General features: G+C 73.5%; 16 protein-coding genes and 2 pseudogenes. 10 read left to right on the plus strand and 8 right to left on the minus strand.

Annotation, left to right across the window (positions count from 1 at the left end; all coding sequences use genetic code 11):
* The first annotated feature begins 11 nt into the window (after positions 1-11).
* The 3 genes and pseudogenes from ACQZOG_RS13520 to ACQZOG_RS13530 all read left to right on the plus strand — a co-directional run bounded on the left by ACQZOG_RS13520 (position 12) and on the right by ACQZOG_RS13530 (position 5,053).
* Positions 12-1,964 carry a Xaa-Pro dipeptidyl-peptidase gene (locus ACQZOG_RS13520; protein ID WP_365166137.1) on the plus strand — a complete coding sequence of 651 codons (1,953 nt, stop codon included), beginning with the start codon at positions 12-14 and terminating at the stop codon, positions 1,962-1,964.
* Positions 1,961-3,250: pseudogene (locus ACQZOG_RS13525) on the plus strand (M14 family metallopeptidase). The gene ACQZOG_RS13520 and the pseudogene ACQZOG_RS13525 overlap by 4 nt, the downstream one beginning before the upstream one ends.
* 81 nt (positions 3,251-3,331) lie before the next feature.
* On the plus strand, positions 3,332-5,053 hold the full coding sequence (locus ACQZOG_RS13530) for a BCCT family transporter (RefSeq protein ID WP_037642858.1): 1,722 nt from the start codon (positions 3,332-3,334) through the stop codon (positions 5,051-5,053).
* 54 nt (positions 5,054-5,107) lie between these two features.
* On the opposite strand, the gene ACQZOG_RS13535 is transcribed toward ACQZOG_RS13530, so the two are convergent.
* A complete protein-coding gene (locus ACQZOG_RS13535; protein WP_430741521.1) occupies positions 5,108-6,061 on the minus strand; it encodes an FAD-dependent oxidoreductase in 954 nt (317 codons plus the stop codon).
* Positions 6,062-6,127: 66 nt separating this feature from the next.
* Between ACQZOG_RS13535 and ACQZOG_RS13540 the strand changes: the two genes are divergently transcribed.
* On the plus strand, positions 6,128-7,147 hold the full coding sequence (locus ACQZOG_RS13540) for an oxidoreductase (protein WP_430741522.1): 1,020 nt from the start codon (positions 6,128-6,130) through the stop codon (positions 7,145-7,147).
* A gap of 39 nt (positions 7,148-7,186) precedes the next feature.
* Positions 7,187-8,826 (plus strand): annotated as a pseudogene (locus ACQZOG_RS13545) (ABC-F family ATP-binding cassette domain-containing protein).
* A gap of 39 nt (positions 8,827-8,865) precedes the next feature.
* On the opposite strand, the gene ACQZOG_RS13550 reads toward ACQZOG_RS13545, so the two are convergent.
* From ACQZOG_RS13550 to ACQZOG_RS13565, 4 genes are all read right to left on the minus strand, one after another.
* Positions 8,866-9,423 (minus strand): putative glycolipid-binding domain-containing protein, encoded by a 558-nt coding sequence (locus ACQZOG_RS13550; RefSeq protein ID WP_033277624.1) that lies wholly within the window; start codon positions 9,421-9,423, stop codon positions 8,866-8,868.
* Positions 9,424-9,516: 93 nt separating this feature from the next.
* Entirely contained in the window at positions 9,517-11,901 is a 2,385-nt protein-coding gene (locus ACQZOG_RS13555) for a Tex family protein (protein WP_033277625.1), read from the minus strand.
* Positions 11,902-12,006: 105 nt separating this feature from the next.
* Positions 12,007-12,138, minus strand: a complete 132-nt coding sequence (locus ACQZOG_RS13560; RefSeq protein WP_251100090.1) for an LPFR motif small protein — start codon at positions 12,136-12,138, stop codon at positions 12,007-12,009.
* 64 nt (positions 12,139-12,202) lie between these two features.
* Positions 12,203-12,988, minus strand: a complete 786-nt coding sequence (locus ACQZOG_RS13565; RefSeq protein WP_365166123.1) for an enoyl-CoA hydratase/isomerase family protein — start codon at positions 12,986-12,988, stop codon at positions 12,203-12,205.
* A gap of 130 nt (positions 12,989-13,118) precedes the next feature.
* On the opposite strand from ACQZOG_RS13565, the gene ACQZOG_RS13570 reads away from it, so the two are divergent.
* Both ACQZOG_RS13570 and ACQZOG_RS13575 read left to right on the plus strand, forming a co-directional pair.
* Entirely contained in the window at positions 13,119-13,700 is a 582-nt protein-coding gene (locus tag ACQZOG_RS13570) for an HdeD family acid-resistance protein (protein WP_033277627.1), read from the plus strand.
* Positions 13,701-13,859: 159 nt separating this feature from the next.
* Positions 13,860-14,321 (plus strand): ATP-binding protein, encoded by a 462-nt coding sequence (locus ACQZOG_RS13575; protein WP_033277628.1) that lies wholly within the window; start codon positions 13,860-13,862, stop codon positions 14,319-14,321.
* 57 nt (positions 14,322-14,378) lie between these two features.
* On the opposite strand, the gene idi is transcribed toward ACQZOG_RS13575, so the two are convergent.
* The 3 genes from idi to galE form a co-directional block, all read right to left on the minus strand.
* A complete protein-coding gene (gene idi / locus ACQZOG_RS13580; RefSeq protein WP_033277629.1) occupies positions 14,379-14,972 on the minus strand; it encodes an isopentenyl-diphosphate Delta-isomerase in 594 nt (197 codons plus the stop codon).
* A 332-nt stretch (positions 14,973-15,304) separates the two neighbouring features.
* A complete protein-coding gene (locus ACQZOG_RS13585; RefSeq protein ID WP_033277630.1) occupies positions 15,305-16,243 on the minus strand; it encodes a cation diffusion facilitator family transporter in 939 nt (312 codons plus the stop codon).
* A 134-nt stretch (positions 16,244-16,377) separates the two neighbouring features.
* A complete protein-coding gene (gene galE, locus ACQZOG_RS13590) occupies positions 16,378-17,358 on the minus strand; it encodes a UDP-glucose 4-epimerase GalE (RefSeq protein WP_058917427.1) in 981 nt (326 codons plus the stop codon).
* A gap of 240 nt (positions 17,359-17,598) precedes the next feature.
* Here galE and ACQZOG_RS13595 point away from each other — a divergent pair, with 240 nt between their 5' ends.
* The 3 genes from ACQZOG_RS13595 to ACQZOG_RS13605 are packed head-to-tail and all read left to right on the plus strand — an operon-like array spanning position 17,599 to position 21,178.
* Positions 17,599-19,380: a DUF5941 domain-containing protein gene (locus tag ACQZOG_RS13595; RefSeq protein WP_037642869.1), complete on the plus strand. Its 1,782-nt coding sequence runs from the start codon at positions 17,599-17,601 to the stop codon at positions 19,378-19,380.
* Complete coding sequence (locus ACQZOG_RS13600) at positions 19,377-20,129, plus strand: sugar phosphate nucleotidyltransferase (protein WP_037642872.1); 753 nt, start codon at positions 19,377-19,379, stop codon at positions 20,127-20,129. The genes ACQZOG_RS13595 and ACQZOG_RS13600 overlap by 4 nt, the downstream gene beginning before the upstream one ends.
* Positions 20,117-21,178 carry an iron-containing alcohol dehydrogenase family protein gene (locus ACQZOG_RS13605; RefSeq protein ID WP_033278148.1) on the plus strand — a complete coding sequence of 354 codons (1,062 nt, stop codon included), beginning with the start codon at positions 20,117-20,119 and terminating at the stop codon, positions 21,176-21,178. Before ACQZOG_RS13600 ends, ACQZOG_RS13605 begins: the two co-directional genes overlap by 13 nt.
* Positions 21,179-21,191: the final 13 nt, after the last annotated feature.

A 21,191-nucleotide genomic window follows, 5' to 3' on the forward strand; every position in this document is an offset into this window, starting at 1 on the left:
CCGTCCCGCGCATGCCGATACGCACGCGCCCCACGACCTGGAGAACGCTCGCGACGGCGGCCACCGCCGCCCTGACGGCCACCCTGCTCGCCCCCGCCGCGGCGGACGCCGCCCCCCGGGAGAGCCGCCCCGTCCACTCCTACGCCGACGCGATCCGCGAGGCCGTCTGGGTGGACACGGGCCTCGACGAGGACCGCGACGGACGCACCGACCGGGTCGCCGTCGACATCGTCCGGCCCCGCGAGGCCGCCCGGACGGGCCGCAAGGTCCCCGTCATCATGGACGCCAGCCCCTACTACTCCTGCTGCGGGCGGGGCAACGAGAGCCAGACCAAGACCTACGACGGACACGGCGACATCGTGCGGATGCCGCTGTTCTACGACAACTATTTCGTGCCGCGCGGCTACGCCGTCGTCGGCGTCGACCTCGCCGGCACCAGCCGCTCCGACGGCTGCGTCGACGTCGGCGGCCGCAGCGACATCCAGTCCGCCAAGGCGGTCGTCGACTGGCTGAACGGCCGCGCGAAGGCGTACTCCAGCCGCACCGGCGGCGAGCGGGTCCGCGCCGACTGGACCGACGGCAGCACCGGCATGATCGGCAAGAGCTGGGACGGCACCATCGCCAACGGCGTGGCCGCCACCGGCGTCAAGGGGCTGAAGACCATCGTCCCCATCGCCGCCATCTCCACCTGGTACGACTACTACTTCTCCCAGGGCGCCCCGCTCTACGGCTCAGGACCCGACTGGCTCGCCCGCTACGTCCAGACGCCCGAGGCCCGCGAGCACTGCACGGAGGTCGCCCGGAAGCTCACCGACGGCGCCCCGCGCACCGGCGACCGCACCCCGCTGTGGACCGAACGCGACTACGTCCGCGCCGCGAAGAAGGTCCGCGCCAGCGTCTTCCTGGTGCACGGCATGCAGGACCTCAACGTCCGCATGCAGCACGTCGGCCCCTGGTGGGACGCCCTCGGGAAGAACGGCGTGCGGCGCAAGATCTGGCTGTCGCAGACCGGTCACGTCGACCCCTTCGACTTCCGCCGCGCCGAGTGGGTGCGCACCCTGCACCGCTGGTTCGACCACGAACTCAAGGGCATCGACAACGGCATCGACCGCGAACCGGTCGCCGACATCGAGCGCGCGCCCGACGCGTGGGTCACCTCCACCGCCTGGCCCCCGCGCGGCACCCACCCCGTCACCCTGCGTCCCGCACACGGCGCCCAGGACGGCGTCGGCACGCTCGGCCTGCGCCCCGGCCGGGGCACCGCGTCCTTCACCGACGACCCCGCGCTGGACGAGACCGACTGGGCGACCCGGATCGACACCCCGACCCCGGAGAAGGCGGGCTTCGTCACCCGGCCGCTCACCCGCGACCTGCGCCTCGCCGGATCCTCGCGGGTGACCGTCACCGTCACGCCCAGCACCCCGACGGCCCATCTCACCGCCGTCCTGGTCGACCTCGGCCCCGACACGATCCGCGACTACGCCGACGCCGGGGAAGGCATCGTCACCCTGCCCGAACGCACCTGCTGGGGACCGAGTACCGAGGGCGACAGCTCCTGCTACCGGGAGACCCGCGCCAAGACCGCCGACGTCGGCCACACCGTCGTCAGCCGCGGCTGGGCCGACCTCGGCGAACACGCAGGCACCGGCCGGGGCGAACCCCTCGTCCCCGGCAAGCGCTACACCCTCGCCCTCGACCTGGCCGCCACCGACCACGTCGTCCCCCGCGGCCACCGGCTCGCGCTGATCGTCGCCGGCACCGACCACGGCCTCATCGACCCGCCGGCCGACACCCCCACGCTCACCCTCGACCTGGCCCGCACCTCCGCCCGGGTCCCGTTCGCCGGCGGCGCCGCCGCGTTCGCCCGCGCCACCTCAGGACCGCCCGTCACGGCACCGCACACCGCACCGGACGGCGTCCGCCCGCCCGCCGCCGCCCACCGAGTCCCGGGGGAGACCCGATGAAACGACGCGCCGCGCTCCTCACCGCCACCGCCCTCACGGGCCTCGCCGCCACGCTCGTCACCGCCCCCGCCGCCGGGGCGCACGACACCGCCGCTCCGCCGCGCACCGGCTTCGAACTCAGCCACGGCGCCCGCTGGACCACCCAGCCCGAGGAGCGGCGCCTCCTGGAGACCGTCGACCGCGCGAGCGCCCGCGTCCACGTGACCCGCATCGGCACCACCGCCCAGCAGCGCCCGCTGCGGCTCGTCCGCATCGGCGCGGAACGGACCCCCAACAAGGTCCTCCTGGTGTGCAGCCAGCACGGCAACGAACCCTCCGGCCGCGAGGCGTGCCTCACCACGATCCGCGACCTGGCGTACGCCGAGGACAGGGACACCCGGCGCTTCCTGGACCGCACCACGGTGCTCGTCGTCCCCACCGCCAACCCCGACGGCCGCGCCGCCGACACCCGCGGCAACAGCGACGGTGTCGACATCAACCGCGACCACGTCGCCCTGAAGACCGCCGAGGGCCGCGCGCTGGCCGCCGTGATCCGCGACGAGCGGCCCGACATCATCTACGACCTGCACGAGTACGGCGCCACCCCGCCGTACTACGACAAGGACCTGTTCGACCTGTGGCCGCGCAACCTCAACACCGACCCCGCCGTCCACGACACCGCCCGGTCGCTGTCCCAGGACCACGTCCGGCCCGCCGCCGGCGCCGCCGGGTACTCCACCGGCACCTACGGCATCTGGACCGACCCCGTCACCGGCGACCCGGTCCGCCAGACCGCGGGCGACGGCCAGGAACGCATCCTGCGCAACCTGTCCGGCGTCAAACACGCCGTCGGCCTGCTCATCGAGAGCCGCGTCGATCCGCTCACCGACCCGGAGAAGGCCGACGCGGCGCTCAACAACCGGCGCAGGGTCGACTCCCATCTCGCCGCCCTGAACGGCCTGATCCGTTTCTCCTCGGAGCAGCGCGGGACGGTCGAGGCGGTCACCGCCCGGGCCCGCGCCGCCGGCCACGCGGACCGCGGCCCGGTGTACCTCGGCGGCGCCGACAACGAGACGCCCGACCCGTCCGAGGTGCTCGCCGATCCGCCCTGCGCCTAGCGCCTCACCCCAGGTCAGTACGCGGACGTGGGCGACGAACTGGCCCTCCACGGCGTACGCGTGCAGAAGCGCGGCGACGGTGTCCTCGTACCGCTGCGGCAGTCGCTGCGGGCGCTCGTCCCGCTGCTCCTGGACGGCCGGGCGGCGTACCACCTGACCGAAGGCGAGGCGATCACGTCCTGTCGATGAGGTGAATTTTGCGCCATCGGTGGTAAGGGCCTATCGGGAGGAGGGCTCTCCGCCCGAAGGCTCGGACGAAAGGTTCCGCCTGTGACGCAGGACCACCAAAGCGACAAGGACAACACGGCAGGTCCGCTGCCCGGCTCCGAAGCGGGCCTGCCCGGCCGGAACAGGCCGCGCACCGACTGGGTGGTGTTCGGCGTCACCGCCGTGCTCACCCTGGCCTTCGTCCTGTGGGGAGCCGTCTGGACGGACTCGCTGGAGGACGTCTCCGCCGACCTGCTCAGCGGGCTCATGCACAACGGCGGCTGGGGCTTCGTCCTGGCCGCCTCCGGCTTCGTCGTCTTCGCCCTGTGGCTGGCCGCCAGCCGCTACGGCCGCATCACCCTCGGTGCCGAGGGCGAGGAGCCGGAGTTCCGGACCGTGTCCTGGATCGCCATGATGTTCAGCGCCGGCATGGGCATCGGCCTGATGTTCTGGGGCGTGAGCGAACCGCTCGCGCACTTCGACACCCCGCCGCCCGGCACCAGCCCCGAGGACGCGGGCGACCGGATGGCGACGGCCATGGCCACCACGCTGTTCCACTGGACGCTCCACCCGTGGGCCATCTACGCCGTGGTCGGCCTCGCCATCGCCTACAGCACCTTCCGGCGCCGCCGCCGGCAGACCGTCAGCGCCGTGTTCACCCCGCTCATCGGCGAGAAGAACGCCAACGGCGCCGGCGGCCGGATCATCGACGTGCTCGCCATCATCGCGACCGTCTTCGGCTCGGCGGCCTCCCTCGGCCTCGGCGCGCTGCAGATCGGCTCCGGCGTGGAGAAGCTCAACTGGCTGGAGAAGGTCGGCACCGGCCTGCTGGTCTCCATCATCGCCGTGCTGACCGTGGCGTTCGTGGCGTCCGCGGTGTCCGGCGTGGAGAAGGGCATCCAGTGGCTGTCCAACATCAACATGGTGCTGGCGCTGCTCCTCGCCGTGTTCGTGTTCGTCGCCGGCCCCACCGTCCTCGTCCTGGACCTGCTGCCGACGTCCGTCTTCACCTACCTCGGCGACCTGCCGGAGATGGCCGGCCGCACCGAGATCAGCGGCGGTGAGGACGTCCCCGCCTGGCTGGGCAGCTGGACCGTCTTCTACTGGGCGTGGTGGATCTCCTGGACGCCGTTCGTCGGCATGTTCATCGCCCGCATCAGCCGCGGCCGGACCATCCGTCAGTTCATCGGCGGTGTCATCCTCGTGCCCAGCGCGGTCAGCCTGGTCTGGTTCGCCATCTTCGGCGGCTCGGCCATGCGCCTCCAGGAGCAGAACCGGCTCGGCGACGAGACCACCCCCGAGGGCCGGCTGTTCGCCGTGCTCCAGGAGTACCCCATCGCCACCGCCACCAGCCTGCTGGTGATGGTCCTCGTGGGCATCTTCTTCGTCTCGGGCGCCGACGCGGCCTCCGTCGTGATGGGCACCCTCTCGCAGAGGGGCTCCCTCGAACCCAGCCGCTGGGCCGTGGTGTTCTGGGGCGTGGTGACCGGTGCGGTCGCGGCCATCATGCTGCTGGTCGGCAGCGGCCAGGGCGACGCCCTGACCGGCCTGCAGAACCTCACCATCCTCGCCGCGGCGCCGTTCGTCGTCGTCATGATCTTCATGTGCGTGGCACTCATGCGGGACCTGCGCCACGACCCGCTCGTCGTCCGCGACAAGATGGGCAGCGAGGCCGTCGAACTCGCGGTCATCGAGGGCCACAAGAAGTACGACGGTGAGTTCGAGCTGCGTGTCGGACCCGGCCGCGGACCGGACGTCGAAGGCGACCCCATCGGCAAGCACTGAATCCCTCGGCGCGTGCCGTGACGCGGGGCGGGCGCCCGACGCCCGCCCCGCGCCTCACTCCGCGGCCAGCCCCGCCGCCTCCCGCGCACACCCCCAGGCCACGGTGACGCCCGCGCCGCCGTGGCCGTAGTTGTGCACCAGCACCCGCCCGTCGGGCAGCCGGGTGCGCTCCAGACGGACCGCGTGCCGCGCGGGCCGCAGCCCCACCCGGTGCTCCAGCACGCGGGCGCCGGCGATCTCCGGGCGCAGCGCCGCGCACCGCCGCGCGATCGCCTCGGCCGCCGCCGGGTCCGGCCGGTCGGACCACACGTCCTCCTCGGCCGTCCCGCCCAGCAGCAACCGCCCCGGCTGCGGGAAGAAGTACGCCATCGACCCGTCCGCGCCCTCGGTGACCATCCAGGTGCGGATCCCCGGGTTCTCCACGACCACCAGCTGCCCCCGCACCGGCCGCACCGACGGGTCGGGCACCAGCTCCCGCGCCGCCAGCCCCGTGCAGTTCACCACCACCGGCGCGTCGGCCTCCGCCAGATCCGCCACGGCACGCGTCTCCACCGTGCCGCCCGCCGCCGTCAACCGGTCCCGCAGATACGGCAGATGGGCCGGCATGTCGATCAGCGGCAGCCGCGCCCACAGCCCCCACCCGCCCGGGTACTCGGCCTCCGTCACCGGACGCAGCCCCGGCAGCCGCGCGGCGGCCCACCCGCCGACCTCGTCCATCGGCGTCTCGCCCAGTACTCCCTTGACCATCCGTACGCCCGTGGCCTCCGGCCGCAGCGCCATCTCCTCGTACACACCGAGTGATTCCAGCGCCCACGCCTGCGCGGCCTCGGGCGGATCGATGCGGTACGGCCACCACAGGGCGCCCGCTACCGCCGAGGTGGTCGCCCCGACCGGGTCCCGCGTCCACAGCCGCACCCGTGCGCCCCGCTCGGCGAGGACCACCGCCGTGGTCAGCCCGGTCACCCCGCCGCCGACCACCACGACACCGTCGTCCGTTTCGCTTCCCATCCGGCGGACGGTAGCGGATGTCCGCGCGCGTGCTCGGGTCCGGCCCGGGGTGGGAATACTCACGGCATGTCTGCCGAGTACGCGACCTTCGGCCTGGCGCCGGCGACCCGCCCCGGAGGGCTTCTCGCCGGCGGTGACCTCCAAGTGCACCGCGACTTCGTCGACTTCGTCGTCGACGGACGCCCGCTGCTGTACCGGCTGTCCGACCTGGACGCCGTCTCCCCGCTCGCCTCCGACGTGCCGCCGTCCCTCTTCACCGCCCAGGTCCGCGGCCTGCTGCTGGAGACCGGCGCGCCCCTGCCCGACGGCCGGCACGTCCTCTACGGCTGCCCCGAGTGCGAGGACCTCTCCTGCGGCGCCGTGACCGCCGTCATCGAACGGGACGGCGACGACGTCGTCTGGCGGGACTTCGCCTGGCAGACCGGCGACCGGGCCGACCTGGAACGCGACGGCTACCACGGGATGGGCCCCTTCCGGTTCCGTGGCGACGAGTACCGCGCGGCCCTGAACGCCCTCCTGGACGGCGACCTCCCCGGCAGCCGCCGCGTCCTGCTCGTCGGCCCCCGCGTGGCCCAGCTCGCCCGCCCGGCCGCCGCCCTGCGTGCCGTCGGCATCGGCGCCGACGTCACCCAGAGCGCCGACGGCGTCCCCGCCGACGAACTGCGCTCCTACGGCGCGGTGCTGTTCGGCCGCGCGGTCCCCGCGCGCGAACGCGACGCCGTGCGCCGGGCGCTGGCCGGCGCCGGGGCGGACGTGCCCTGCGTCGACGCGCTCGCGCCCGTCGTCCCGCTGCTGGTCGCGCAGGCCGAACAGGCCCTGGAGGCCGGCCGGGACGACCGCCGGCGGCTCACGGACCTCACCGTGGCGGACGGCGCCGCCGAGTTCGAGGTGGTCTCCGCCTGCCGCGTCCGTCTCACCGCGCACCGTGTCGACCGCCTCTCCCGCGCCCGCAGCCGGGACCTCTTCGACGCGCTCCTCGGACCCGGCCGGCACCGCGTCCCGCTGGACCCGCCGGCGGTGCGGGGCGAGGCGTACCTGGTGGCCCGTACCGCCGGAACGGTACTGGTCACCGCCGTCCGCCCCTGAGTCTCCGCCGTACGGCGGAGGCTCTAGGATCGCGGTCTGATGACTGCCACCCTCGTCGCCAAGAACCTCGCCGCCGGACACGGCGACCGCTCCCTGTTCGCCGGGCTCGACCTCGTCGTCGCACCCGGTGACGTGATCGGCCTGGTCGGGGCCAACGGCGCAGGCAAGTCCACGCTGCTCCGCCTGCTCGCCGGGCTCGCCGCGCCCGAGGAGGGCGAGCTGCGCCTCTCCCCGCCCACCGCCACCGTCGGCCACCTCCCGCAGGAGCCGGAGCGCAGGCCCGGCGAGAGCGTGCGCGCCTTCCTGGCCCGCCGCACCGGCGTCGCCGAGGCCCAGCACGCCATGGACGAGGCGACCCAGGGCCTCGTCGACGGCGCCCCCGGCGCGGACGACGCCTACGCCACCGCCCTCGAACGCTGGCTCGCGCTGGGCGGCGCCGACCTCGACGAGCGCGCCGAGGAGGTCGCCGCCACGCTCGGCCTGGACGTCGGCCTCGACCAGCCGATGACCGCCCTCTCCGGCGGCCAGGCGGCCCGCGCCGGACTCGCCTCGCTGCTGCTGTCCCGCTACGACGTCTTTCTGCTCGACGAGCCGACCAACGACCTCGACCTCGACGGGCTGGAGCGCCTGGAACGGTTCGTGAGCGGCCTGCGCGCCGGCACGGTCGTCGTCAGCCACGACCGCGAGTTCCTCTCCCGCACGGTCACCAAGGTCCTCGAACTCGACCTGGCGCAGCGGCAGATCAACCTCTACGGCGGCGGCTACGACGCCTACCTCGAGGAGCGCGAGGTGGCCCGCCGGCACGCCCGCGACCAGTACGAGGAGTACGCCGACAAGCGCGCCGCCCTCCAGGACCGGGCGCAGACGCAGCGCGCTGGATGGACAAGGGCGTGAAGAACGCGCGCCGCAAGGCGGGCAGCGACAACGACAAGATCGGCCGCAAGTTCCGCAGCGAGGCCAGCGAGAAGCAGGCCGCCAAGGCGCGCCAGACCCAGCGGATGATCGAGCGCCTGGAGGTCGTCGAGGAGCCGCGCAAGGAGTGGGAGCTGCGCATGGAGATCGCGGCGGCCCCGCGCTCCGGCGCCGTGGTCGCGAGCCTGCGGGACGCCGTCGTACGCCGGGACGGCTTCACCCTCGGCCCGGTGACCCTCCAGGTCGACTGGGCCGACAGGGTCGCGGTGACCGGCGCGAACGGCGCCGGCAAGTCCACCCTGCTCGGCGCCCTGCTGGGCCGCGTCCCGCTCGACGCCGGCCACGCCGCCCTGGGCTCGGGCGTGCTGCTGGGGGAGGTCGACCAGGCCCGCGCGCTGTTCCACGGCCCGGAGACCCTGCTGGACGCCTTCCGTCCCTCGGTGCCCGAGCTGGAGCCGGCGGACATCCGCACGCTGCTCGCCAAGTTCGGTCTGAAGGCGGAGCACGTGCTGCGTCCCGCGGCGACCCTGTCACCGGGCGAGCGCACCCGCGCCGCCCTCGCCCTGCTCCAGGGCCGGGGGGTCAACCTCCTCGTCCTGGACGAGCCGACCAACCACCTCGACCTGCCGGCCATCGAGCAGCTGGAGTCCGCCCTCGACGCCTACGAGGGCACGCTGCTGCTGGTCACCCACGACCGCCGCATGCTGGACGCGGTCCATGTGACCCGTCGTCTGCACGTCACGGACGGCCGGGTGAGCGAGCACTAGACCCCGTCGGGGGCTTCCGTGCCCCGCGGCGGACGGGACTCAGCGGGGCGCCACCCGCCGTGCCAGCCGCGGGTAGTCGACGACACAGCCGTCCTCGTCGAAGGTCAGATCGCTGCGGAAGTCCCCGGAGGCGTAGCGGACGCGCCGGGGCCCCAGATGCGTGTACGTCTGCCGTGACGGCTCGACGTCCAGGCCGGGCACGGACACCCACGCCATCAGGAACTCCCGCTCGCCCGGGGTGCGGTGCAGACCGTGCCGCAGCACCGGCATGGTGTTCGTCAGCGGGCACAGACCCAGGTCGCAGTCGAGGGCGCCGTCCAGGGCGTCCACCCGCTCCCCGTCGGCGGTCCAGCCGCCGCGGCCGTCGTGCCGCAGGTCCAGCGAGCGGCTGCCGGACGCGTCCTCGGCCGTCACCGTCAGCCGGCGGGTGACGTACGCGTCCCCGGCCAGGAGTTCGTAGGTGATCCAGTAGGGCTCCGGGAGCGTCCCGACGGCCCGCCCGCGGGCCCGCAGTCCGTCCCCGCCGAACTCGGCCCAGGCGGTCTCGTACCCGCCGCTCGCCGTGACCTCCCACGTGATGACCCGTGATGCAGGCATGCGGACACCCTACGAGCGGCAGTGGCCGGCCGCGAGGAACGCACCGGGCCCGTGTCCTCCCAGGGGCGGGGGACACGGGCCCGGCGCACGGGCTCAGCGGCGGCCGCTCTTCGGGTCCACCAGACCCGCGCGGCGCAGGGCGTCCGCCATCGCGCTGTTGGCCGGGGCGGGCGCCTGGCGCGTACGGCTGCCACCGCCGCCACCGCGGCCTTCCTGGCGCTGCCGGCCGCCCTGGCGCTGCTGCGGGGGCCGCCCGCCGCGCTGCCGGCGCTCGCCACCCTCCTGTCCGCTCTGCGGGGCCGCCTCGTCGTCCAGACGCAGCGTCAGCGAGATCCGCTTGCGCGGGATGTCGACGTCCAACACCTTCACCTTGACGATGTCGCCCGGCTTCACCACGTCCCGCGGGTCCTTGACGAACGTCTTCGACATCGCGGACACGTGGACCAGGCCGTCCTGGTGGACGCCGACGTCGACGAACGCGCCGAACGCGGCCACGTTCGTCACCACGCCCTCCAGGATCATCCCGGAGGTCAGGTCGGAGATCTTCTCCACGCCCTCCTTGAAGGCGGCCGTCCTGAACGCCGGACGCGGGTCACGGCCCGGCTTCTCCAGCTCCTTGAGGATGTCGGAGACGGTCGGCAGCCCGAAGGTGTCGTCCACGAAGTCCTGCGGGCGCAGCGAGCGCAGCACCGCCGTGTTGCCGATCAGCGACGCGACCTCCTGCCCGGTGGTCTTCACCATCCGGCGGACCACCGGGTACGCCTCGGGGTGCACGCTGGACGCGTCCAGCGGGTCGTCGCCGCGGATGCGCAGGAAGCCCGCGCACTGCTCGTACGCCTTGGGGCCCAGCCGGGCCACCTTCTTCAGCTCGGAGCGGCTCTTGAACGGCCCGTTGGAGTCGCGGTGCGCCACGATGTTCTCCGCGAGTCCGGAGGAGATGCCGGACACCCGGGCGAGCAGCGGGGCGGACGCGGTGTTGACGTCCACGCCGACGCCGTTCACACAGTCCTCGACGACCGCGTCCAGCGAACGCGACAGCTTCACCTCGGACAGGTCGTGCTGGTACTGGCCGACGCCGATCGACTTCGGGTCGATCTTCACCAGCTCCGCCAGCGGGTCCTGGAGGCGGCGGGCGATGGACACCGCGCCGCGCAGCGACACGTCCATGTCCGGCAGCTCCTGCGAGGCGAACGCCGACGCCGAGTACACGGAGGCGCCCGCCTCGGACACCATCACCTTCGTCAGCTTCAGCTCGGGGTGCTTGGCGATCAGTTCGCCGGCGAGCTTGTCGGTCTCGCGGGACGCCGTGCCGTTGCCGATGGCGATCAGCTCGACCGCGTGTTCCTTCGCCAGCCGGGCCAGCTTGGCGATCGCCTCGTCCCAGCGGTTCGCCGGGACGTGCGGGTGGATGACGTCCGTGGCGACGACCTTGCCGGTCGCGTCGACCACGGCGACCTTCACGCCCGTGCGGAAACCGGGGTCGAGGCCGAGCGTCGCGCGCGTCCCGGCCGGAGCGGCGAGCAGCAGGTCGCGCAGGTTGGCGGCGAAGACCCGCACCGCCTCGTCCTCGGCGGCGGTGCGCAGCCGCAGACGGAGGTCGATGCCCAGGTGCACCAGGATGCGCGTGCGCCAGGCCCAGCGGACCGTGTCCAGCAGCCACTTGTCGCCCGGGCGGCCCTTGTCGGCGATCCCGAACCGGTGGGCGACGATGCCCTCGTACGACGACGGGCCGTCGGTGGGCTCCTCCGGCTCCAGGACGAGGTCGAGGACCTCCTCCTTCTCGCCGCGGAGCATCGCCAGCACCCGGTGCGAGGGCAGCTCGGTGAACGGCTCGGAGAAGTCGAAGTAGTCGGCGAACTTGGCGCCCGCCTCCTCCTTGCCCTCGCGCACCTTCGCCGCCAGCCGCCCGCGCGCCCACATGCGCTCGCGCAGCTCGCCGATCAGGTCGGCGTCCTCGGAGAAGCGCTCGGTGAGGACGGCGCGCGCGCCGTCCAGCGCGGCCTGCGGATCGGCGACGCCCTTGTCGGCGTCCACGAACGCGGCGGCCGCGGCGAGGGGCTCGACACCGGGATCGGCGAGCAGCCCCTCCGCCAGCGGCTCCAGACCCGCCTCGCGGGCGATCTGCGCCTTGGTGCGCCGCTTCGGCTTGAACGGCAGGTAGATGTCCTCCAGGCGCGCCTTGGTCTCCGCGCCCCGGATGCGGGCCTCGAGCTCCTCGGTGAGCTTGCCCTGCTCACGCACCGAGTCGAGGATCGCGGTGCGGCGCTCCTCCAGCTCCCGCAGATAGCGCAGCCGCTCCTCGATCGTGCGCAGCTGCGCGTCGTCGAGCGTCTCGGTCGCTTCCTTGCGGTAGCGGGCGATGAAGGGCACCGTCGAACCGCCGTCGAGCAGTTCCACGGCGGCTCTGACCTGCCGCTCCCGTACGCCGAGTTCTTCGGCGATCCTGCCTTCGATGGACCCTGCGAGGGGTGTCGTCACGTTCCCGTACCGCCTTCTCCACTGAGGTTGCGCGGCAATTGTGGCAGGTGACGACGACAATCGGGGATCAGGGCGGCGACGCGCCCGGACGCCCCCCGGGCGGACTCAGGCGCGACGCCCGCGCGCGGTGGAGGACGCGCCTCCGAACAGCCGGGCGAGCGCCCGGAACGGCAGGGTCACGACGGTGGCGACGGCGCCGCCGATCTGGCGCAGGACGTCTGCGATGGCACGGAACACGTGGCTACCCCTTTCGTCGTCCGACCCGTACGGCCGGACACCCTGCGGGTACCTCGTCCACGCTTCAACATGCACGCGGGGCGGCGGACGCGTCCTCCGAGGCGGGCAGGTTCCAGGTGAACCGCGGCTTCCTGCGCTCCAGGAACGCCGTCACGCCCTCCTCGGTGTCCTCGCTCGCGGCAGCGGTCTCGTGCCAGTGGTCGTCGCGGTCCGTGCGGCCGTCGGCGAACTCCTTCGCCGCCGCCTGCGTCAGCAGGGACCGGGACGCCAGGACCCGGGTGAACTCCGCGACCCGCGCGTCCAGCGCGCCCGCCGGCAGCACCTCGTCCACCAGCCCCGTGCGCAGCGCCCGTTCCGTGCCGATCAGCTCGCCCGAGAAGAGGAGGTACTTGGCGGTCGCCGGGCCCACCAGCGACACCAGCCGCCGGGTCGCGGAGGACGGGTAGACGATGCCGAGCTTCGCCGGGGTCACCCCGAAGAGCGCGCCCTCCTCCGCGAACCGCAGGTCGCAGGCGGCCGCGAGCTGCGCCCCGCCGCCCACGCAGTGCCCGCGCACGGCGGCCAGGGTCGGCTTGGGGAAGGCCGCGAGGGCCTCCTCGGCGGCGACGGCGAGCCGCTGCGCCTCGAGCGGCGAGCCCCGGAGCGTGGAGATGTCCGCCCCGGCGCAGAAGGTGTCGCCGTCGCCGGTGAGCACCAGCGCCCGCACGGCCGGATCGTCCGCCAGCGCCCCGAGCAGCGGGGGCAGGGACGCCCACATCGCGGCCGTCATCGCGTTGCGCTTCGCGGGGTGACGGACGACGACCGTGGCGACCGAGTCGGTCACGCTGTGCAGCAGTTGCGGCTCCTCCATGCGCCGGATGCTATCCGCCCCGGTCACGGCCCCGGACGGCGGGCCGGGACCCGGCGTTACGACCGTCGAGGGCGGGGGACACGGGGGAGCGGGAGCGTCCGGAAGGGGGGACGAGACCCGGGAGGCAGCGATGACCAGGTCCACCGGAGCCGCGGGCCCGCGGGGCGACACGGCGAAGCTGAACCGCGGCTTCGGCGTCCTCGCCGTGCTCGGGGTGATCCTCGTCGTCGCCGGGCTGATCGGCCTGATCTACACGGCCGCCGCCACGCTCACCACGATGCTGCTCTTCGGCTGGCTGCTGCTGGTCGGCGGGATCGTCGGGCTGCTGCACGCGGTGCAGGCGCGGCAGACGAACTTCTTCTGGCTGGGTGTGGTCGTCGCCGCCCTGAACATCGCGGCCGGGGTGGTGATCATCAAGATTCCTGAGGCCGCGGCCGAGGCGCTGACCATGTTCGCGGCGTTGCTGTTCCTGACCGGCGGGGTGTTCCGGCTGGTCGGCAGCCTGGTGGTGCGCGGCCCGCAGTTCGGCTGGACGCTGGTGCAGGGCGCCTTCGGCCTGCTCCTCGGCATCCTGGTCCTGGCCACCTGGCCGAGCAGCAGCCAGTACGTCATCGGCACGTTCTTCTCGCTGTCCCTGCTGTTCGACGGCCTCGGACTGATCGCCACCGGTTACGGCGGCCGGCGCATCGTGGGCATGGTGGCCGGGAAGTAGAAGACGCCCGAAAAGCGAGAGTGCCCCGGAACGGCACAGACCGGACCTGAACGGTCCCACACCCGACCGAGTCGGACGGGAACGGTCGGAAGCGCTCGATATCCGCTGACTTGTGTTCAGTGTGGAAGGGCGGAGCCGATCGGTCCCAACACTCGACGTGTGGTGACAATCGAGCGTGAAGGTGGCGACCCGCTGCCGTACGAAGGTGTCTGGCGGTTCACCGCCCCTGCCGTGGACGCCTCGGTGCCACAGGCCCGGCACGCCGTGCGGGACCTGCTGCTGCGGCAGGGGGTGCCGGTCGCGGACGAGGTGGTGCAGGGACTGCTGCTCATCGTCTCCGAACTGGTCACCAACGCGGTCAAACACGCGGCGCTGCTCTCCCCGATGCTCGCCGTCGAGGTCGCGGTGGGCGCCGAGTGGATCCGGGTGTCCGTGGAGGACAACCACCCCTACCGCCCCACCGCCCTGGAGAACGACTACGGCCGCACCGGCGGCCGGGGACTGCTGCTGGTGCGCGAGATCACGCGCGAGGCCGGCGGAGCCTGCGAGGTGGAGCACACCTCCACCGGCGGCAAGGTGATCTGGGCGGCCCTGCCCCTCAAGCCCGTGCGGACCTACTGACCGCGCCGTACCGCGCCCCGCCCCTCGAGGGACGGGACGCGCCGTACGGCGCCGCCGTCACCACCCGGCCGACGGGCCCGTCAGCTCCCGCACGGCCGGCCGCGCCGCGTCCAGCACGGTCATGAACCACGCCGAGAAGGTGTCCTTCGCGTGCCGCTCCGCCAGCTCCTCCGGCGTCACGAACGCCGTGGCGGCGACCTCGTCCCCGTCGGGCCGCACCGGGGACTGCACCATGCCGACGAAGAGGTGGTTGTACTCCTGCTCCACCAGGCCCGAGGCCGGGTCCGGGTGGTTGTAGCGGACCGTGCCCGCCTCCGCCATCAGCGACGGCGACACCCCCAGCTCCTCGTACGTCCGCCGGGCCGCCGCCGCGAACGGCGCCTCGCCCGGGTACGGGTGGCCGCAGCAGGTGTTCGACCACACGCCGGGGGAGTGGTACTTGCCGAGCGCCCGCTGCTGGAGCAGCAGCCGGCCGCGCTCGTCGAACAGGAATACGGAGAAGGCCCGGTGCAGCTTCCCCGGCGGCCGATGGGCGGAGAGCTTCTCCGCGGTGCCGACCGTCACGCCGTCCTCGTCGACCAGTTCCAGCAAAATCGGCTCGGCGGTGCCGCTCGACGGGCTGTTCGTCGCGGTGGCAGGTGTGATCGGCATACCCATCCTTCACTCGGTGTTCGCGCCCCAGTCTGCCGCACGAATCCGGCACTCCCGGCACTCCGGTCCTCTCCCGCATGTCCCGCCCCCGGCGCGACGGGCGGTCGTGGCGGCAGCCGGACGGCACCGGGCCCGCGCTGATCGTGCCCGTGACGGGCGTCGGAAATGCCCGTGTACGGCACCTGCCGACGCCCCTCGGAAGTACGGGACGCCGTCCCCGGGGCGGAAGGCTGCGTTCCTCAGCGCGTCGGCGCACTCGGGGGGCGTGCGCGGCCCCGCGCGCGACACCTAGGTGCCGCGTGACACCGACGGACCGGGGGGACCCGGGCGCCTCAGTGGCACAGCCGCGCCTCGTGCTCCGCGTGCCCGCTGGGCTCCAGCTGGAAGGTGCAGTGCTGCACGTCGAAGTGGTCGCCCAGACAGTCCTGCAGCTCGTGCAGCATCTTCTCGTGCCCGATCGCGTTCAGCGTGTCCGCGCTGACCACCACGTGCGCGGAGAGCACCGGCATCCCCGAGGTGATCGTCCAGGCGTGCAGGTCGTGCACGTCCTCCACCCCCGGCGTGTTCAGGATGTGCGCCCGCACCTCGGCCATGTCCACGCCCTTGGGCGCCGCCTCCAGCAGCACGTCGAGCGTCTCGCGCAGCAGCTTCAGCGTGCGCGGCACGATCATCAGCGCGATGACCAGGGAGGCGATCGGGTCGGCGGCCGTCCAGCCGGTGGTGACGATCACCAGCGCGGCCACGATCACCGTGACCGAGCCGAGCGCGTCCGCCGCCACCTCCAGGAAGGCGCCGCGCACGTTCAGGCTCTCCTTCTGCCCCCGCATCAGCAGCGACAGCGACACCAGGTTGGCGGCCAGACCGACGGCGCCGAACACCATCGCGAGACCGCCCGCGGTGTCCGCCGGCGTGATGAACCGCTGCACCGCCTCGTACAGCACGTAGCCGCCGACGCCCAGGAGCAGCAGGCAGTTCGCGAGCGCCGCGAGGATCTCCGCGCGGGCCAGCCCGAAGGTGCGCCGCTCGCTCGGCGGGCGGCCCGCGAAGTGGATGGCGAGCAGCGCCATGCCCAGCCCCAGGGCGTCGGTCGCCATGTGGGCGGCGTCCGCGACCAGGGCGAGCGAGTCGGCCAGCAGGCCGCCGACGATCTGCACGACCATGACGAAGACCGTGATCGCCAGCGCGATCCGCAGCCTCCCCCGGTACGCCGCGCTGACCGTGCCGCCCGACGGCGCCCCGTGCGCGTGCCCGTGATCGTGCCCTGCCCCCATGCCCGCCGCCGCCCTTCCGTCGCGCCCCTGCCGCCGCCCTTCCGCAGCACAGTGAACTACGGGCCAGGGGGGTCGGGCAACGCGGCACTGAACACCGTTGTCATGTGCTCTGACCTGCGCAAACGATCCGCAGGTCAGGCGCGCGGGGCACCCTGGAGGAGCTGCCAGCCCTGCCAGGCCGACTCGACCATCTCGCGCACCGAACGGCGCGCCGTCCACCCCAGTCGCTCGCTCGCGAGGGCGGCCGAGGCCACCGCGCGGGGCGGGTCGCCGGGGCGCCGCGCCTCGACCACCGGGGTGCGGGTGTCGCCGGTGACCTCCCCGATGACCGTGATCAGCTCCCGGACGGAGACGCCCTCGCCGCGTCCGACGTTCAGCGTCAGATCGCCCTCGACACCCCCTTCGGCCAGCGCGCGCACCGCCGCGAGGTGCGCCTCCGCGAGGTCGGCCACGTGGATGTAGTCCCGGATGCAGGTGCCGTCCGGGGTGGGGTAGTCGTCGCCGAAGATGCGCGGGGCCTCGTCGCGGGTGAGCCGGTCGAAGACCATCGGCACGATGTTGAAGACGCCGGTGTCGGCCAGCTCGGGGGCCGCCGCGCCCGCGACGTTGAAGTAGCGCAGGCACACCGTGTCGATGCCGTGCGCCCGGCCCGCGGCCCGCACCAGCCACTCCCCGGCGAGCTTGGTCTCGCCGTAGGGGTTCACGGGGGCGCAGGGCGTGTCCTCCGTGATGAGGTCCACGTGCGGGTCGCCGTAGACGGCCGCGGACGAGGAGAAGACGAAGCGCTTCACACCCGCCTCCGCGACGGCGTCCAGCAGGGTCGCCAGACCGCCCAGGTTCTCCCGGTAGTAACGGGTCGGCTGGGCCACCGACTCCCCGGGCTGCTTGCGCGCGGCGAGGTGCAGCACCCCGGTCGCGCCGTGCTCGGCGAGGACCTTGGTCAGCAGCTCGCCGTCCAGCGCCGAGCCCCGGACCAGAGGGACGCCCTCGGGCAGCCGCGCCGGGACCCCGGCGGAGAGGTCGTCCAGCACGACGACCCGCTCCCCGGCGTCCGTCATGGCCCGCACCACATGGGCCCCGATGTATCCGGCTCCGCCGGTGATCAGCCACGTCATGGTGGTCCACCCTAAGGCGAGCCACCGGCGCGGTTTGTGAGCCGGGGCCGGTATCCCCGATGATGAGCGCGGCAGGAGCGGGCCAACCGCGTCGGTCCGGCCGCCGAACAGGCGGTGAACGCGGGCTTCCGTGTATCCGATAGCCTCTGCCGACATGCCGCCCGCAGGGCCTCCGTACGGGCGCATCACCGTGTACATCACCGGCGTGGACGCGTCGCCCCCCAGGGAGTGAGTTTTCGGTTGCCGACCGCCATCGTCACCGGCCCCCCGGTCCCCGGCTCGTCACTCGAGGGCGACCTGCGCTCCCTCGGCTTCGACGTGCGGACCGCCGCCGGCGCCGCGGAGGCCGAGACGCTGCTCGCCGAGGTCCCCGGGGAGGAACGCGTCGCCCTGGTCGACACCCGGTTCGTCGGACACGTGCACGCCCTGCGGCTCGGTCTGACCGACCCCCGCTTCCCGCTCTCCGCCGTCCCCGGAGCCGTCACCGCCCAGCGGACCGGCCGTCAGGCCCTGACCCGCGCGATGGCCCGCGAGAACTCCGCGACCGGGCAGGGCACGGGCAACGGCACCCTCGTCGAGGGCCTCCCGGACCGGGTCACCGCCGCCCTCGACACCGACGTGCACCGCCCCGAGCTCGGCAGCCTCGTCGCCGCCGTGCCCGCCGACCCGCAGGCCCGCAACGAGGCCCGGCAGGCCGTCGCCGCCGTGGACGAGGAGGCCGTACGCCTCAGGTCCGCCGTCAAGGCCCGCGACGGCTTCTTCACCACGTTCTGCGTCAGCCCCTACTCGCGCCACCTCGCGCGCTGGTGCGCACGCCGCGGGCTTACCCCCAACCAGGTCACGACCGCTTCCCTGCTCACCGCGCTGATCGCGGCCGGCTGTGCCGCCACCGGCACCAGGGCGGGGTTCGTCGCCGCAGCCGTGCTGCTCCTCGGCTCGTTCGTACTCGACTGCGCCGACGGCCAGCTCGCCCGCTACTCGCTGCAGTACTCCACGCTCGGCGCCTGGCTCGACGCCACGTTCGACCGGGCCAAGGAGTACGTCTTCTACGCGGGCCTCGCCCTCGGCGCGGCCCGCACCGGTGACGACGTCTGGGCCCTCGCGCTCGGCGCCATGATCCTCCAGTCCTGCCGGCACGTCGTCGACTTCTCCTTCGCCGAGGCCAGGACCGGCGTCGCGGAGGGCCCTGCCGCCACCCTGTCGGGCCGCCTGGACCGCGTCGGGTGGACGGTCTGGGTGCGCCGCATGATCGTCCTGCCGATCGGCGAGCGCTGGGCGCTGATCGCCGTCCTCACCGCGGCCACCACCCCCCGCGTCACCTTCTGGGTGCTGCTCGCCGGCTGCGCCTTCGCCGCCGCGTACACCACCGCCGGACGCGTCCTGCGTTCCCTGCGCGGCGGCCGGGCGGAGGACCAGGCCGCCCGGGCCCTGGCCCACCTCGCCGACGGCGGACCGCTCTCCGAACTGCTCCGCCGCCCCTGGGCCCGCGGCGGTGCGGCCGTCGCCGCGCTCGGCGCGGTGCTGGTGACGGGCTCCGCCCTCGTGTGGGGCGCCGGGTGGCAGACCGTCCTGGCCGCCGTCGCCTACGTGATCTGCTCCGCCGCCGCCGTCGCCCGCCCCCTCACCGGCCGTCTCGACTGGCTCGTCCCCCCGCTGTTCCGCGCCGCCGAGTACGGAACCGTCCTGGTCCTGGCGGCCGACGCGGAGGTGAACGGAGCCCTTCCCGCGGCCTACGGACTGGTGTCCGCGGTCGCCTACCATCACTACGACACGGTCTACCGCATCCGCGGCGACGCGGGCGCGCCCCCGCGCCTGCTGGTGCGGGCGATCGGGGGGCACGAAGGTCGCACGCTGGCGGTCGCCGTCCTGGCGGCCGTGCTCACCGCGTCCGGATTCACCGTCGCGCTCACGGCCCTCGCCGTGGCCGTGGCTCTCGTGGTGCTCGCCGAGAGCATCCGCTTCTGGGTCGCCGCCCACCGGGGTGGCGCGCCCGCCGTACACGACGAAGGAGAACCCGCATGATCGGCCTCGTGCTGGCGGCCGGCGCCGGCCGGCGTCTGCGCCCCTACACCGACACGCTGCCCAAGGCGTTGGTGCCGGTGGGGCCCGCGGGCATAGAAGGGGAGCCCACGGTCCTGGACCTGACGCTCGCCAATTTCGCGGAGATCGGGCTGTCCGAGGTCGGTGTCGTGGTCGGGTACCGCAAGGAGGCCGTGTACGAGCGGCAGGCGGCGCTGGAGGCGAAGTACGGGCTGAAGCTGACGCTCATCGACAACGACAAGGCGGAGGAGTGGAACAACGCCTACTCGCTGTGGTGCGCGCGGGACGCCCTGAAGGACGGTGTGATCCTCGCGAACGGCGACACGGTGCACCCGGTGTCGGTGGAGCGGACGCTGCTGGACGCGCGGGGTGACGGCAAGCAGATCATCCTGGCGCTGGACACGGTGAAGCAGCTCGCCGACGAGGAGATGAAGGTCGTCGTCGACCCCGAGAAGGGCATGCGGCGCATCACGAAGCTGATGGACCCGGCCGAGGCGACGGGCGAGTACATCGGCGTGACCTTGATCGAGGGCGGTGCCGCCGAGGCGCTGGCCGACGCGCTGAAGGCGACCTTCGAGCGGGACCCGCAGCTGTACTACGAGGACGGCTACCAGGAGCTGGTCAACCGGGGCTTCCGGATCGACGTGGCGCCGATCGGCGACGTCCCGTGGGTCGAGATCGACAACCACGACGACCTCGCCCGCGGACGGGAGATCGCGTGCCAGTACTGACCCGGCTCATCCCCTCGCCGGTCGTCGTCGACATCCGCCCCGGCGCCCTCGACGACCTGGCCTGCGTCCTCGCCGACGAGCGCATCTCGCAGTCCGGCCGGCTCGCCATCGCCGTCAGCGGCGGCTCCGGCGCCCGGCTGCGCGACCGCGTCGCGCCGTCGCTGCCCGGCGCCGACTGGTTCGAGGTCGGCGGCGGCACCATCGACGACGCGGTCCGGCTGGCCGGCGCCATCCAGGGCGGCCGCTACGACGCGGTCGTCGGCCTCGGCGGCGGGAAGATCATCGACTGCGCCAAGTTCGCCTCGGCGCGCGTCGGCCTGCCCCTGGTCGCGGTCGCCACCAACCTGGCGCACGACGGCCTGTGCTCGCCGGTCGCCACCCTCGACAACGACGCAGGCCGCGGCTCCTACGGCGTGCCGAACCCGATCGCGGTCGTGATCGACCTCAACGTCATCCGCGAGGCCCCGGTCCGGTTCGTCCGCTCGGGCATCGGCGACGTCGTCTCCAACATCTCCGCCGTCGCCGACTGGGAACTGTCCCACCGCGTCAACGGCGAGAAGGTCGACGGACTCGCCGCCGCCATGGCCCGCCAGGCCGGCGAGGCCGTGCTGCGGCACCCGGGCGGCGTCGACGACGACAGCTTCCTCCAGGTGCTCGCCGAGTCCCTCGTCCTCACCGGCATCTCGATGTCCGTGTCCGGCGACTCCCGGCCCTCCTCCGGCGCCTGCCACGAGATCAACCACGCCTTCGACCTGCTCTACCCGCAGCGCGCCGCCGCCCACGGCGAGCAGTGCGGACTGGGCGCCGCCTTCGCGATGTACCTGCGCGGCGCGCACGAGGAGTCGGCGGCCATGGCCGAGGTGCTGCGCCGGCACGGGCTGCCGGTGCTCCCCGAGGAGATCGGGTTCTCCGTCGACGAGTTCGTCCGCGTCGTCGAGTACGCCCCCGAGACCCGCCCCGGCCGCTTCACCATCCTCGAACACCTCGCCCTGACCACCGAACAGATCAAGGACGTCTACGCCGACTATGTCAAGGCCATCGGTAGCTGAACTCCGTCCGGTC

The organism is Streptomyces sp. P13-3-3, from assembly GCF_050571355.1.
In the GTDB taxonomy this organism is placed as follows: domain Bacteria; phylum Actinomycetota; class Actinomycetes; order Streptomycetales; family Streptomycetaceae; genus Streptomyces; species Streptomyces althioticus.